Source organism: Pseudomonas paraeruginosa PA7, assembly GCF_000017205.1.
GTDB lineage: Bacteria > Pseudomonadota > Gammaproteobacteria > Pseudomonadales > Pseudomonadaceae > Pseudomonas > Pseudomonas paraeruginosa.
On the sequence record NC_009656.1, the window covers coordinates 906,176 to 919,496 of the forward strand.

General features: G+C 68.9%; 13 protein-coding genes and 1 pseudogene. 7 read left to right on the top strand and 7 right to left on the bottom strand.

Features of this window, described 5'->3' with window-relative positions:
• A complete protein-coding gene (gene pqsL, locus PSPA7_RS04325) occupies positions 1–1,206 on the bottom strand; it encodes an FAD-dependent monooxygenase PqsL (protein WP_012074264.1) in 1,206 nt (401 codons plus the stop codon).
• Positions 1,207–1,481: 275 nt separating this feature from the next.
• Here pqsL and PSPA7_RS04330 point away from each other — a divergent pair, with 275 nt between their 5' ends.
• Entirely contained in the window at positions 1,482–2,357 is an 876-nt protein-coding gene (locus PSPA7_RS04330) for an N-acetylmuramoyl-L-alanine amidase (protein ID WP_012074265.1), read from the top strand.
• A gap of 169 nt (positions 2,358–2,526) precedes the next feature.
• Positions 2,527–3,549 carry a transcriptional regulator SouR gene (gene souR / locus PSPA7_RS04335; RefSeq protein WP_041025286.1) on the top strand — a complete coding sequence of 341 codons (1,023 nt, stop codon included), beginning with the start codon at positions 2,527–2,529 and terminating at the stop codon, positions 3,547–3,549.
• Positions 3,550–3,640: 91 nt separating this feature from the next.
• On the opposite strand, the gene PSPA7_RS04340 is transcribed toward souR, so the two are convergent.
• Positions 3,641–4,414 (bottom strand): SDR family NAD(P)-dependent oxidoreductase, encoded by a 774-nt coding sequence (locus PSPA7_RS04340; protein ID WP_012074268.1) that lies wholly within the window; start codon positions 4,412–4,414, stop codon positions 3,641–3,643.
• Between the two features lie 179 nt (positions 4,415–4,593).
• Here PSPA7_RS04340 and gcvA point away from each other — a divergent pair, with 179 nt between their 5' ends.
• Positions 4,594–5,526, top strand: coding sequence for a transcriptional regulator GcvA (gene gcvA, locus PSPA7_RS04345; RefSeq protein ID WP_041025287.1), 933 nt, complete (start codon positions 4,594–4,596; stop codon positions 5,524–5,526).
• A 7-nt stretch (positions 5,527–5,533) separates the two neighbouring features.
• On the opposite strand, the gene PSPA7_RS04350 is transcribed toward gcvA, so the two are convergent.
• Positions 5,534–6,172 (bottom strand): FMN-binding negative transcriptional regulator, encoded by a 639-nt coding sequence (locus PSPA7_RS04350; RefSeq protein WP_012074270.1) that lies wholly within the window; start codon positions 6,170–6,172, stop codon positions 5,534–5,536.
• A 28-nt stretch (positions 6,173–6,200) separates the two neighbouring features.
• On the bottom strand, positions 6,201–6,920 hold the full coding sequence (locus PSPA7_RS04355) for a B3/B4 domain-containing protein (protein WP_012074271.1): 720 nt from the start codon (positions 6,918–6,920) through the stop codon (positions 6,201–6,203).
• Between the two features lie 67 nt (positions 6,921–6,987).
• Between PSPA7_RS04355 and PSPA7_RS04360 the strand changes: the two genes are divergently transcribed.
• Complete coding sequence (locus tag PSPA7_RS04360; protein WP_012074272.1) at positions 6,988–7,212, top strand: hypothetical protein; 225 nt, start codon at positions 6,988–6,990, stop codon at positions 7,210–7,212.
• Positions 7,213–7,219: 7 nt separating this feature from the next.
• Positions 7,220–8,863, top strand: coding sequence for an acetolactate synthase large subunit (locus tag PSPA7_RS04365; RefSeq protein WP_003157460.1), 1,644 nt, complete (start codon positions 7,220–7,222; stop codon positions 8,861–8,863).
• A gap of 42 nt (positions 8,864–8,905) precedes the next feature.
• On the opposite strand, the gene PSPA7_RS04370 is transcribed toward PSPA7_RS04365, so the two are convergent.
• Positions 8,906–10,201 (bottom strand): OprD family porin, encoded by a 1,296-nt coding sequence (locus tag PSPA7_RS04370; protein ID WP_012074273.1) that lies wholly within the window; start codon positions 10,199–10,201, stop codon positions 8,906–8,908.
• A gap of 236 nt (positions 10,202–10,437) precedes the next feature.
• On the opposite strand from PSPA7_RS04370, the gene PSPA7_RS04375 reads away from it, so the two are divergent.
• Entirely contained in the window at positions 10,438–11,265 is an 828-nt protein-coding gene (locus tag PSPA7_RS04375) for a PaaX family transcriptional regulator C-terminal domain-containing protein (RefSeq protein ID WP_003157459.1), read from the top strand.
• A 16-nt stretch (positions 11,266–11,281) separates the two neighbouring features.
• A complete protein-coding gene (locus tag PSPA7_RS04380; protein ID WP_012074274.1) occupies positions 11,282–12,301 on the top strand; it encodes a fatty acid desaturase family protein in 1,020 nt (339 codons plus the stop codon).
• 36 nt (positions 12,302–12,337) lie between these two features.
• On the opposite strand, the gene PSPA7_RS04385 is transcribed toward PSPA7_RS04380, so the two are convergent.
• Entirely contained in the window at positions 12,338–13,081 is a 744-nt protein-coding gene (locus tag PSPA7_RS04385) for a class I SAM-dependent DNA methyltransferase (RefSeq protein WP_003157457.1), read from the bottom strand.
• Positions 13,082–13,181: 100 nt separating this feature from the next.
• Positions 13,182–13,292: pseudogene (locus PSPA7_RS31810) on the bottom strand (GFA family protein); the annotation flags it as partial.
• Between the last annotated feature and the right edge of the window lie 29 nt (positions 13,293–13,321).

The following is a 13,321-nucleotide window of genomic DNA, read 5'->3' on the forward strand; positions in this document are numbered from 1 at the left end:
TCAGTTGCGCGTAAGCTCCCGGGACGGCGACCGCACCGGCTGGTAGGAACGCTCGCCGCCCAGCGCTTCCGGCGCCCGGCTGCTGCCTTGCAGGGCGGTGTCGAAGACCCCGGCGAAGCGCTGGCGGTCTTCCAGGCTGGTGGCCAGCGCATGTCCATACGAGACGATCGCCTGGTTCACCGGGAAGCGCTCGGCCTGGTAGCCGGCCAGGGCTTCCTCCAGCGCGCAGGCGTCGCGCAGGGCCAGGTCGAGGGCGTCGGCCAGGGCGCTGGCGTCCTCGATGGCCAGGTTCATGCCCTGGCCGGTGATCGGATGCACGTTGTGGATAGCGTCGCCGAGCATCGCCACGTTGCCCGCCCAGTAGCGGTCCAGGTTCAGGTAGCCGATGGGGATGCCCTTGAAGCGCGAGGTGCCGGTGACGGCGGCGATCGCCTCGGCGCTCTCGTCGCCGACGAACCGTTGCAGGCGCCGGCGCAGCGACTCGCCGCGGGTGTCGGCCATCAGCTCGCGCGACTCCTCCCTGGGAAAGCTCACCACCAGTCGCGCGCGGTCGAAACCGATCGGATAGAAGTAGGCCAGCCCGCCGCGCGAGTCCACGTACAGCCGGTTGCGCTCGGCCACGCAGGGCGCCAGGGCGAAGGTCCCGACCAGCATCGGCGACGGGTAGGGGTGGCGCTCCACCTCGATGTCCAGCAGCCGGCGGCGCACGTAGGAGGCGATACCATCGGCGCCCACCACCACCCGTGGACGCAGCACGCGGCCGTCGTTCAGGCGCACCTGGCCGACCGCATGGCGCTCGTCGCGCTGCACCGCCTCGATGCGGGTCTCGAACAGCATCTCGACGGTCGCTTCGCCGTCGATCTTTTCCAGTACCAGGCGGCGCAGCGACTCGCAGGGCATGAGGATGAAGTAGCCGCGCGGGTCGACGCTGGAATAGTTGAAATGGCGAAGCAGCTCGCCGTCGTGATAGACCTCCAGCTCATGGCGGACCCGTCCGCCGCGGCGGGTCACCTCGGCCAGCAACCCGGCCGCCTCGACCACCCGGATGCCGGCCGGCTTGAGCAGGTCGGCGCCGTTGATCGCGCGTTCCCGCCGTGCCTGCTCCACTACCACCACGCGGTGGCCCTGGCGGCCGAGCAGGTAGGCGAGCATCGCCCCGCCGATGCCGCAGCCGTTGATGAGTACATCGATATGGTTGTCCGTCATGGATGAGTCTCCGTGTCGTTCCTGGCGGAAAAGGGAAGGGTGGAGGCAGCAGCATAGCGACGGAACGTTATGCAGAATGGGTGTTGTCCTGCACCTGGTCGCCTGTTCGGCGAACCGGCGACACCGGTTTTCTGACTCGTCCTACATAACCGGAACGGCGCCATCGCTAGATTCCCCCGCGCCGGCATCGCCGGCATTTCAGCGAAGCGCGGCTGTCCGCCTGCCACGTCCGGCGTGGGGTGGCGTGGCCAGCGGCGACTGCCCGTGGGGGATGGATGACGACGAAAAACCTTTGTGTCCTGGCCTGCGCGCTGGGTCTGGCCGGCTGCCTGCAGGGCGCCGTGGTCGAGCGGCCCGACGCGCATGGGGAAACGCTGGCGCCGCCGCCGCTGGCGATCGACTACAACAGCTACCGGACCAGCGCCGCCTACAACAAGAGAGTGCGCTACCTGGTACTGCACTACACGGCGCTGGACTTCTCGCGTTCGGTGGAGATGCTCACCCGGGGGCCGGGCAGCGCCCACTACCTGGTGCCTTCGCCGGCCGACGCCAGCTACCGCCGGGCCGGCTTCAGCGGGCAGCGGATCTTCAACCTGGTCGACGAGAACGACCGCGCCTGGCATGCCGGGGTCAGCAGCTGGGGCGGACGCGAAGGGCTGAACGACAGTTCCATCGGCATCGAGATCGTCAACCTCGCCCGCGACGACGATGGCGTATTCACCTTCCCGGACTACGAACCGTCGCAGATCGAGGCGCTCAGGCAACTGGCGCGGAACATCCTGCAGCGCTACCCGGACATCTCACCCAAGCACGTCCTCGGGCATTCAGATATCGCCGTGGGGCGCAAGTCCGACCCCGGTCCGAAACTGCCCTGGAAGGAACTCCACGACGCCGGCATCGGCGCCTGGTACGACGACGCCACCCGCGATCGCTACCAGGCACGCTTCGAACGCGACGGGCTGCCGTCGCGCGCAGAGTGGCTGGAAGCCTTGCGCCGCTATGGCTACGCCGTGCCCGAAAGGGGCAATGACGAGGACTTCGCCAATCTGCTGCGGGCATTCCAGATGCATTTCCGCCCGGACAACCACGACGGCGTGGCGGATGCCGAGACGGCGGCGATCCTCTATGCGCTGAACGAGCGCTACTCCTGAGCCCGGATTCCGCGACAGCGCTGCTCCGGTGCTACTGCAAGCATCCGTCTTGCGCCTATCATGGGGCTTCGCCGAAGCGAAGGCCTGTCGAAACCAGCCAGGCATCGCTGCCTGTTTCGCTGTGCTTCGCTGGCGAACGAACCAGAAGAAAAACAAGAGGCCGCAAGCGATGCAAAGAAGGCGTTTCAGCGCCGCCCTGCAAGGGCAGAACCTCAGGTTCACCGGGGCCGGGGAGGGGGGCTCGGCACGGGCGCGGGTGGGCTTCCTGCTGCTCGAGCATTTTTCCCTGCCGGCCTTCACCCAGGCACTGGACTCCCTGGTGACCGCCAACCTGATCCGCGGCGAGTCCTTCGCGGTGAGCAATTTCAGCCTCGGCGGCGAGCCGGTGACCAGCGACCTCGGCCTGCTGATCTGCCCGGACCTGGCGCTCTCCGCGACGGCCGTGGAAGGGCTGGACCTGCTGGTGGTGTGCGGCGGGCTGCGCACGCCGCTGCGTTCCTCCGGCGTGCTGGGGGAGGCGTTGCGGGAGGCGGCGGCGCACGGCATCGCCCTGGCCGGGTTGTGGAACGGTGCCTGGTTCCTCGGCGACGCCGGCCTGCTGGATGGCTACCGCTGCTGCATCCATCCCGAGCACCGCGCCGCGCTCGCCGAGATCGCCCGCCACAGCCAGGTGACCAGCGACAGCTACATGGTCGACCGCGACCGGCTGACCGCGGCCAGCCCCACCGGCGCCTTCAACCTGGCGCTGGAGTGGATCGCCCGGCGCCACGGGCGCGACCTGGTGGAGGCGGTGGTGGACATCCTCGCCTTCGAAGAGTCGCGCTACCGACGGGTGCGTCCGGCGTTGCACGAGAAGATGAGCGAGCCGCTGCGCGAGGTGATCAACCTGATGGCGGCGAACATCGAGGAGCCGCTCAGCCAGGAACAGCTGTCCCAGTACGTGGGTCGCTCGCGGCGGCAGATCGAGCGGCTGTTCCAGCAGCAGCTCGGCACCACCCCGGTGCGCTATTACCTGGAGCTGCGCATCACCGAATGCCGGCGCCTGCTACAGCACTCCGACCTGACCATGCTCGAGGTGCTGGTCGCCTGCGGCTTCGTCTCGCCCAGCCATTTCAGCAAGTGCTACACCGCCTTCTATGGCTATCCGCCGTCGAAGGAAGTGCGCTACGGCAACGTCCGCTCGGCGAAATGAAGGCGTTTTACCTGCTGCCGGACGGCCGGTGGCGGAGTTCGTCCACCACCGGCCGCAGCCGGGCGAGACCGGCGGGACCTGAGCGAGGCCCTCAGGGACGTCCCGCGGTGACCCCGCCGTCGACCGGCAGCACGGTCCCGGTGATCCAGCCGGCGGCGTCCGAGGCGAGGAACAGGATGGCCGCGGCGACGTCGCCCGGCTGGCCGTTGCGCCCCAGGGGATGGAAGGCGTTGAAGCCGGGCAGCACCTCGCGGACCTGTTCGGGGTCCATGAAGGTGGCGTAGACCGGGGTCTCGACCACAGCCGGCGCCACGGTATTGATGCGGATATTGGCGCCGGCCAGTTCCAGGGCGAGGTTGCGGGTCAGCGCGTGGACCCCGGCGTTGGCCGCCGAGTAGGCGGCCGAGGGCGTCGCGCCGACGGCCTGGATCGCCCATAGCGAGCCGGTCTGCACGATGGCCCCGGCGCCGCGCCGGAGCATGGCGCGGGCGGCGGCCTGGGCCATGAAGTACTTGCCCTTGAGGATGGTATCGAGGAAATCGTCGTACTCCTCCGGGGTGACCTCGAGGAACGGCTTGGGACGGAAGATCCCGGCGTTGTTGACCAGGATGTCGACGCCGCCGAAGGTGGCGCTGGCCAGGTCCACCAGCGCCTGGGCGGTGGCCGGGTCGGCGATGTCGCCGGCGAGGGTGCGGACGCTGTCGCCGACGGGGTCGATGTCACGGGCGGCGCGCTCCAGCTTGGCCGCGTCGCGGCCGCCGATGACCACCCGTGCGCCGGCCTCGACCAGGCGCCGGGCGACCTCCTTGCCGATCCCCGAGCCGCCGCCGGTGACGATCGCGACCTTGTCAGAAAAACTATTCATGATGGACCTCCCCCAAGCGGGTTGGGCGAAACTGTTACGTTTGTGGGAAAGAGGCCACGTCTCTCCCGCAAAGCTGCTATTTTCGGCAAGAGGCGCGACCTGTGCGGAGCGGATTGTCGAACCGCGGGGATGTCGCCACAACGCATGAGTTCTTTCCTTGCGGAAAAGAAAAACTATCGATGAACGGTCCCGTGTATCTCAACGCCCTGCGCGCCTTCGAAGCCGCCGCGCGGCACCTGAGCTTCTCCGCCGCGGCGGCCGAGCTGAACGTCACTCCCGCCGCCGTTGGCCAACAGGTGCGCAATCTCGAGGCCTGGCTGGGCAGCGAATTGTTCATCCGCGCCGGCCACGGTGCCGCGCGCCTGACGCTGACCGAGGCCGCGCGCGCCGCGTTGCCGGATATCCGCGCCGGCTTCGAGCGCCTGGCCAGCGGCCTGGCCAGGCTGAAGGACAGCGGCCGCCAGGCGGGCCTGACGGTGACGGTCAGCCCGGCCTTCGCGGCGAAGTGGCTGCTGCCGCGCATCGAGCGTTTCCAGCAGGCTCACCCGCGCATCGACGTGTTGCTGGACACCAACTCGCGCTCGCTGGATTTCCATCACGAGCGCATCGACATTGGCGTGCGCTACGGCGCCGGTCGCTGGCCGGGCCTGGCCGCGATCCGCCTGCTGGACGAGGTGATGTTCCCGGTCTGCGCGCCCGGCTATCCGCCGTTGCGCAACGGCCGGCTGAGCCGCGCGGCGCTGGCGCGCTGCACCCTGATCCATGACCTGTCGATGGCCAGCGATCCCGACTATCCGACCTGGCGCACCTGGCTGGACGCGGCGGGACACGGCGATCTCGGCGCCGACCACGGCCTGGCGATCAACAACTCGGCGGCGGTGCTGCAGGCGGCGATGGACGGCCAGGGGCTGGCCCTGGCCCGCAGTGTGATGGTGCAGGACGACCTGGCGGCGGGCCGCCTGGTCCGCCCGCTGATCGGCCGCAACGGCACGGAGCGCGCGCTGGCCCAGGCCTACTACGTGGTCTACCGGCCCGAATGCGGGGCGCTGGAGAAGGTCCGCGCGTTCCGCGACTGGTTGCTGGGCGAGGCCGGCAGGCCGGCCGTGGGCTGAGGTGCGTTCAGCCGCGCCTTGCCCGCGCGCAGTCGCCCATGGCCGCGCCGAGCGCCTGCTCGCCGCGCGCCAGCAGCGCCTCGCTGGCGCCCTGGATGTCGCGGGCTTCCTTGTTCTGGCTGAGCTTGAACTTGCCGACCAGGCGGGTGATCTCGACCTCGATGCCGACGATCAGCCGGAGCATCTCGTCGATGTACTCGGCGGGGCCGTCGGTCATCTTCCAGGGCTGCGCCTGGGACGCCTCGTGGGTGCGCGTCAGGCGCGCCACCAGGCCGCGCACGTAGCGTTGGTCGTCGCGAATCCGCACCCGGCCGTGGGCGTGGACCACCCGGTAGTTCCAGGTCGGCACCTGGCGGTGGTGCTCCTGCTTGCTCGGGTACCACTGCGGCGAGATGTAGGCGTCGCCGGCGCGGAACACCACCAGCACCTCGTCGCCGTCGCGCAGCTCGCGCCACACCGGGTTGTTGCGCGCGACATGGGCTTCCAGGGTGCCTTGCGCGCCCTTTTCCGGGCTCAGCTCGAACGGCAGGTGGTTGGCGTCCAGGCCCGCTTCGCCGTGGGTCAGCAGCAGGCCCAGCGGGTATTCGCGGATCAGCGCGTGCAGCGCCTGCGGGTCGGGCTCTTCGAAATGCGAAGGCAGGTACATGTTCCGTTCTCCTCTCGGGGCAGCGCCTTTATACGCTTTCCGCGGGCGATGCCGCCACGGGCAACAGGCGCGCGTCGGCGCGCATGCCGGGCATCATCAGGCGCAGTTCGTCGAGCAGCAGGTCGCCCGCTTCGTACAGGGCTCGCAGCGGCATCTCCGGCAGGCTCTCGAGGATGAACCACATGCGCCGGGCACTGGCGTCCAGGCGGGTGCGCACGCCCTGGCGCCAGTTCCAGCGGCGGCAGGTGACGCCGAGGTCGTCGCGCCAGACCACCTCGCCGGCTTCCGGCGACTCGACCACCGCCTCGCCATTGCTCAGGGTGTCGAAGGTTTCGCTGCCGTCGGCGAGCACCAGGCGCGGCGTGCCGGCATAGGCGGCGAGGTTCTCGCCGCCTGCCGGAATGGCGAACTGCACGCTGATGGCGTTGTACAGGTCCACCACCGGGTCGATGCCCGGCAACCTGCCGTCGCGCAGCGCGCGCTTGCGCAGGGCCTCGGCGGAGCAGGGGGTGCGCTGCGGCTTGGCGCCGAAGCGGCGGAAGGTCTCGGCCCAGGCCGCCAGGTGCGCCTCGGCCCAGGCCGGTTCGCCTCGCGCCAGCGCCTGGCAGGCGCGTTCCATGGCGCGGCCGGCGATTTCCGGACGAACGATCGGCGCCGCTTCGACGGTGAGGCTCAGGGCGCGGAAGCCGGGGGCGAGGGCAGCCACCTCGGCGGCGATGACGGGGATGTTCGGGGCGTGGTCGGGCATGGGCGTCTTCTTGTTCGATGGGAGACAGGAGGGGAGCATTCAGGATGGCGGGCCCGGGAAGCGGCGGGTGGATTTCTACCATCCGGGCATCGGCCTCGCCATGAAATCAGCGAATGAATTATTAGCTGTGCTGATGATCGGGCAGGTGGCTTCAGCTGCGCTGATGATCGTTGGCGGCCGCCGCGTGCCGGCGAAGCCGACGCCAGAGCCTGCCGCCGGCCAGAAGGGCTGGACAGCGCGACGCCAGGGGCGCAGTGTTCGAGCGGTCAGAAATCGCCACCACCCGAGGTAATACGCAGATGGCCAAGGCAGCCGATGTGGTTGTGCAATGCCTGGAGAACGAGGGCGTGCAGTACGTCTTCGGCATTCCCGGCGAGGAAAATCTCGACCTGCTGGAATCCCTGCGCAAGTCGCAGATCCGCCTGGTGCTGACCCGCCACGAGCAGTCGGCCGGCTTCATGGCCGCCACCTACGGGCGCCTCACCGGCAAGACCGGGGTCAGCCTGTCGACCCTCGGCCCGGGCGCCACCAACCTGGTCACCGCCGGCGCCTACGCCTACCTGGGCGGCATGCCGATGCTGATGATCACCGGGCAGAAGCCGATCAAGAAGTCCAAGCAGGGGCGCTTCCAGATCCTCGACGTGGTCGGCATGATGCAGCCGCTGACCAAGTACACCCATCAACTGGCCTCCGCCGACATCATCCCCTCGCGGGTCCGCGAGGCGTTCCGCCTGGCCGAGGAGGAGAAGCCCGGCGCGGTGCATCTGGAGCTGCCGGAGGACATCGCCGCCGAGCAGACCGACAGCCTGCCGATCCCGCCGAGCCTGAGCCGCCGGCCGCTGGCGGAATACAAGGCGATCTGCGCCGCGGTGGAGAAGCTGCGCGCCGCGCGCAGTCCGATCCTGGTGATCGGCGCCGGGGCCAACCGCAAGATGACCGCCAAGGTCCTCAAGCAACTGATCGACAAGACCGGTATTCCCTTCGTCACCACCCAGATGGGCAAGGGCGTGGTCGACGAGCGCCACCCGCGCTTCCTCGGCAACGCCGCGCTGTCCGCCGGCGACTTCGTGCACCGCGCGGTGGAGGCGGCCGACCTGATCGTCAACATCGGCCACGACGTGATCGAGAAGCCGCCGTTCTTCATGGTTCGCGGCGGTACCGAGGTGATCCACGTGAACTTCCGTTCCGCCGAGGTGGACCCGGTGTATTTCCCGCAGATCGAGGTGGTGGGCGACATCGCCAACGCCGTCTGGCAGATCGGCGAGGCGTTGGACGATACCGCGCACTGGGACTTCAGCCGCCTGCTGGCGATCCGCGAGGCCAACGAGGCGCAGGTCGCCGAAGGCGCCGACGACCCGCGCTTCCCGCTCTATCCGCAGCGCCTGGTGGCCGATGTGCGCCGGGCGTTGCCGTCGCAGGGCATCGTTGCCCTGGACAACGGCATGTACAAGATCTGGTTCGCCCGCAACTACAAGGCGCACATGCCCAACACCGTGCTGCTGGACAACGCCCTCGCCACCATGGGCGCCGGCCTGCCCTCGGCGATGGCCGCGCACCTGGTCTACCCGGACCGGCCGATCGTCGCGGTGTGCGGCGATGGCGGCTTCATGATGAACAGCCAGGAACTGGAAACCGCGGTGCGGCTGAAGATGAACCTGACGGTGATCATCCTGCGCGACAACGGCTACGGGATGATCCGCTGGAAGCAATCGAACATGGGCTTCGTCGACTTCGGCCTGGACTACGGCAACCCGGACTTCGTGCGCTACGCCGAGGCCTACGGCGCCCACGGCCACCGGGTCGACAGCGCCGAGGGCTTCCTGCCGCTGCTGGAGCGCTGCCTGGGCACGCCCGGGGTGCATGTGATCGATTGCCCGGTGGATTACTCGGAGAACGACCGCATCCTCAACGTCGAGCTGCGCGAACGCGCCCTGGCGGTCTGAACCGCCGGGGCGTCGCGCCGGCGTGCGTTGCGGCGCGACGGCTCAGAACAGCGACAGGTTGTAGCTGGCGATCAGGCGCACCTCGTCCACGTCGCGCGCCGAGCGCTCGAAGTCGGTGCGGTAGGTGGCGTTGCGCAGGCGCAGGCTGAGGTCCTTGAAGCGGCCGCTCTGTACCACGTACTTGAGCTCGACGTCGCGCTCCCACTCCTTGCCCTCGTCGCCGTTGGCCAGGCGGATATGGTCGCCGTTGACGTAGCGGGTCATGAAGCTCAGGCCGGGCACGCCGACGCTGCGCAGGTCGAAGTCGTAGCGCAGTTGCCAGGAGCGTTCCTCGGGGTTGGCGAAGTCGTTCACCTGCAGGTAGTTGGCCAGGTACGGATTGCTGCCGTCGAGGTAGGGCATCGAGCTGGCGCCGTTCATCCGCTGCCAGCCGGCGCTGAGCGTGTGGCCGCCCTGGGCGTAGGCGAGCAGCAGGCTGAGGGCGCGGTTGTCGATCCTGCCGGCGCGGGCCGCGCCGGCGTCCTCGCTGTCGAACCAGCGCAGGTCGGCGCTCAGCTTGCCGGCGCCGAGCTGCCGCTTGCCCACCGCGCCGAGGTAGCGCTGGCGATAGACGTTGCGCAGGCCGCCCTGGGCGTATTGCAGCAGCAGGCCGTCGTTGACCTGGTAGTCGAGCTGGTAGGCGTCGAAGCGGCTGCCGGTGATGTCGCAGGCGTAGCGCTTGTTCTTGCAGTGCACGCGGATATCCTGGGCGTCGCTGGAGTCACGCGCGGTGTAGCGTTCCAGGCGGGTGGCGGAGAGCCTGAGCCCGGCGATCTCTTCGCTGGTCAGCTGCGCGCCGTGGAATAGGGTCGGTAGCAGGCGTCCGTCGTTGTATTTCAGCAACGGCATGTCCGGCAGCATCGCGCCGTACCTGAACTGTGTCTGCGAGAAGCGCATCTTGCCGGCGACGCCGGCCTTGGCGTACTGGTCGACCGAGCGACGCGGATCGTGGCCGCTGGAGGGCAGCAGGCCGCTGTTGCTGTCCGCGGGGCTGGAGTCGAGCTTGATCCCGAGCATCGCCAGGGTGTCCACGCCGAAGCCCAGCGCCCCTTCGGTATAGCCCGAGCGCAGGTCGAGGATGAAGCCCTGCGCGGCTTCCTCGCGCTTGGCGGCGCCCTGCGGGCTGGATGAGCTGCCGTCGCGGAAATCGCGGTTGAAGTAGACGGTGCGCGCCTCCAGGCGCGCGCTGCTGTCCTCGAGGAAGGCGGCGCTGGCCGGGGTGACGAAACCGCCACACAGGGCGAGGGCGCCCAGGCCGCGGAGCGTGCGGGACGAAGGAGGGGAAAACGGGGCAGACATGCGGTGACTCTCGACAGCGGGGGTAAAAAAAGCGCGCGAAGGTGTCACAGATGACCGGCGGGGTCTTTGCGACCTTGGTCTAGCCGAAGGTGGCGTCACGCTCCGCAGGCATCCCCGGCACCGTTGCAGTCTCGCACCCATCGTTCGGTCGGGGATTGATTACAAGAAAATCATTGATGTGAATCTGAATGTAATATTACAGTTGTTTGCATCGAATGATAAAAGAAGTCATGAAAATGTCCCCCGCTCCCCGCGACCTGATCCTCAAGTTCCTCCTGAGCGCCGACGACGGCCAGTTGACCGCGCGCGACGCGGTGGCCGCCTGCGCGCTGTTCGGCATCCGCGAGAACAGCGTCAGGGTCGCGCTGGTGCGCCTGGCCGCCGCCGGCATGATCGAGGCAGCCGAGCGCGGCGCCTATCGCCTGGGTGCCAATGCCAGCGACCTGGCGGAGGACGTGCGCGACTGGCGCAACGCCGAGTCGCGCGTGGGACCCTGGAGCGGTGCCTGGATCGTCGCGCATTGCGCCGGCCTGGGACGCACCGATCGCGCACAGCTGCGCCGGCGCGAACGAGCGCTGGAACTGCTGGGGTTCCGCGAGCTGGAGCGCGAGTTGTTCGTGCGTCCGGACAATCTGCTGGGCGGCGTGACGATGGTCAGGGAGCGCCTGCTCAAGCTCGGCCTCGAACCTTCGGCCTGTGTGTTCCTGGCGATGCAGTTCGACCCGACCCGCGAGGCGCGCGCGCGCGGCCTCTGGGATGGCAAGGGCCTCGATCGCGGCTACCGCAGGACCGCCGAGAAGCTCCGCGGCTGGATGGCGCGGGCCGATGCGATGGAACCCGAGGTGGCGGCGCGCGAGTCCTTCCTGCTCGGCAGCGCGGCGATCCGCCAGTTGGTCTACGACCCGCTGCTCCCCGAGCCGCTGGTTGATCCGCACGAGCGCCGCGCCTTCATCGAGGCCCTGTTGCGCTACGACGATGCCGGCCGAGCCATCTGGCGCAGCCTGCGAGCGCCGGCGCTTGCCGGGGCGCCGGCCGGCAGCGCCGCCGAACCTGTCCGCCACTGACCGTCACGAGGTTGCCATGCTCCAGGATGCCGCCGTTCGCCAGGAAAGTTCACCCGCCACGCGCCGCAAGCTCACGCAGTTGTTCAGCCGCGACGAAATCCGCATGCTGACCCGGCGCTCGGATCTCATGGGATTCGCCGCGGTCGGCTTCACCTGGGGCGTCATCGCCCTGGCGTTCGCCGCCATGGCCTGGGCCAGCGGGCAGGCGCCGGCGCTGGCGGTCCCGGTGTTCCTGCTCGCCATCGCACTGATCGCCGGGCGGCAACTGGCCCTGGCGATACTCATGCACGATGCCTCCCACGGCACCTTGTTCAGGCATCGCTGGCTCAACGAGGTCTTCGCCGACTGGGTGTGCGCCAGGCCGATCTGGAACGACCTGAAGAAATACCGCAGCCATCATCTCGCGCATCACGCCCGGACCGGCCAGGCGGACGATCCGGATCTCTCGCTGGTGGCGCCCTTCCCGACGACCCGGGCGTCGCTGGCGCGCAAGCTGCTGCGCGACCTCAGCGGCCTGACCGGGGTGAAGTTCTTCATCGGTCGCTTTCTCATGGATGCCGGCTACCTCAGGTGGACGGTGGCCAACGAGCGGGTCAGGCTGCCCGCCGACGGGCAGACGTTCGCCAGCCGTGGACTGCTGTTCCTGCGCAACGCGACGCCCACCCTCATCACCAACGCGCTGCTCTTCGGCCTGCTCTGGACCGCCGGACATGCCTGGCTGTACCTCGCCTGGGTGGTCGCCTACATGACACCCTTCGCCGCCTTCGTGCGTATCCGCTCCATGGCCGAGCATGCCTGTACCGAGAACGTCGCCGACAACTTCCTCAACACCCGCACCACCCGCGCCGGCTGGATCGCCAGGGCCACGGTGGCGCCCATCAACGTGAACTACCACATCGAACACCACGTGATGGCCTCGGTGCCGTACTTCCGCCTGCCGTTGATGCATCGGATGCTGCGCGAGCGCAACGCCACCGGCGCGCCGCCAGGCTACCTGGAAGTGCTGCGGATCGTGTCGTCGCGCCGGGCCGCCTGAAGCCTCCCGAGCGCCGGCTCGCGCAGGGCTTGCGGCCTAGCGCCTGACGCAGACGAACAGCGCGTTGCCGGAGTCGCCGTCCCAGGGAGTGATCCGCTGGTAGTCGTGCTCGAAGACCTGTACCTCGAAGTGCGGCCGCAGCAGTTCCAGCAGCTCGCCGAAGCCGAGGGCGACCATGGGGTGTTCATCCTGCCAGGCCTGGGTGGTTCCCGCCGTGGTCTTCTCGATGCCGAGGCGCAGCGTCTGTCGCTCGCCCTCGCCGCCGTAGTGCCAGCCGGAGCCGAAGGTGAAGCGACTGCCCTCGTGTTCCAGGGTGTGGCGGACGAACGAACGGTTGTCGATCCGGTGCTTGTCCACCGCGTTGAAGCAGAAGACCCCGCCGTCTCCAAGCGCCTCGTGGACGCTCGCCAGGCAGGCCCGCAGGGGGGCCAGGCCGGCGTTGTAGTGGATCGAGTAGAGGAAGCAGGTGATCAGGTCGAGCGTTTCCTCGACCTGGAAGTCGGCCATGTCCTGGCGACTGAAACGTGCCTCGGGGCAGCGCTGCCGGGCGAGGTCGAGCATCGGCTGGTTGATGTCCAGGCCGGCGCTGCGGTAGCCGAAGTCGAGGAAGTGGCGCACGTGCGGGCCGGTGCCGCAGGCCAGGTCCAGGTGGCGGCGCCCCTGGTTGCCGAACAGCTGGTGCAGGCGCCGCACGCAGTGGCTCTGCGCCTGGTAGTCGATGTCGGCGCACATCAGGTCGTAGTAGGCGGACAGGTCGGTGTACAGCGCGTTGGAGGACATGGACGGGAGGTCGACGGCGGTTTCGGCGCGGCATGGTACCCCAGTCCCGGGCGCTACCGGCTAAAAACCGCCCGCCGGCCGGCGGATCGCCACCGGGCGCTCAGTCGTGCCGTGGCCAGTCATCGGCGATCCGGTACCAGCAGGCCCGCGACGCCACCTGGACGTGCTTCTGCTTCTGCGTGGGGAGCGGCGTGTCCAGGCTGGCCGGGGCGTCCGTGGTTGTGCGAAGGGGGCCGAGTC

What these genes read in the sequence shown, in the direction of transcription:
- PSPA7_RS04375 (WP_003157459.1), top strand. Translation starts at nt 10,438, where the DNA reads ATGTCCCCCGCTCCCCGCGACCTGATCCTCAAGTTCCTCCTGAGCGCC.
- PSPA7_RS04370 (WP_012074273.1), bottom strand. Translation starts at nt 10,201, where the DNA reads ATGTCTGCCCCGTTTTCCCCTCCTTCGTCCCGCACGCTCCGCGGCCTG.
- PSPA7_RS04365 (WP_003157460.1), top strand. Translation starts at nt 7,220, where the DNA reads ATGGCCAAGGCAGCCGATGTGGTTGTGCAATGCCTGGAGAACGAGGGC.
- PSPA7_RS04340 (WP_012074268.1), bottom strand. Translation starts at nt 4,414, where the DNA reads ATGAATAGTTTTTCTGACAAGGTCGCGATCGTCACCGGCGGCGGCTCG.
- souR (WP_041025286.1), top strand. Translation starts at nt 2,527, where the DNA reads ATGCAAAGAAGGCGTTTCAGCGCCGCCCTGCAAGGGCAGAACCTCAGG.
- PSPA7_RS04350 (WP_012074270.1), bottom strand. Translation starts at nt 6,172, where the DNA reads ATGTACCTGCCTTCGCATTTCGAAGAGCCCGACCCGCAGGCGCTGCAC.
- PSPA7_RS04380 (WP_012074274.1), top strand. Translation starts at nt 11,282, where the DNA reads ATGCTCCAGGATGCCGCCGTTCGCCAGGAAAGTTCACCCGCCACGCGC.
- PSPA7_RS04330 (WP_012074265.1), top strand. Translation starts at nt 1,482, where the DNA reads ATGACGACGAAAAACCTTTGTGTCCTGGCCTGCGCGCTGGGTCTGGCC.
- PSPA7_RS04355 (WP_012074271.1), bottom strand. Translation starts at nt 6,920, where the DNA reads ATGCCCGACCACGCCCCGAACATCCCCGTCATCGCCGCCGAGGTGGCT.
- pqsL (WP_012074264.1), bottom strand. Translation starts at nt 1,206, where the DNA reads ATGACGGACAACCATATCGATGTACTCATCAACGGCTGCGGCATCGGC.
- gcvA (WP_041025287.1), top strand. Translation starts at nt 4,594, where the DNA reads ATGAACGGTCCCGTGTATCTCAACGCCCTGCGCGCCTTCGAAGCCGCC.
- PSPA7_RS04385 (WP_003157457.1), bottom strand. Translation starts at nt 13,081, where the DNA reads ATGTCCTCCAACGCGCTGTACACCGACCTGTCCGCCTACTACGACCTG.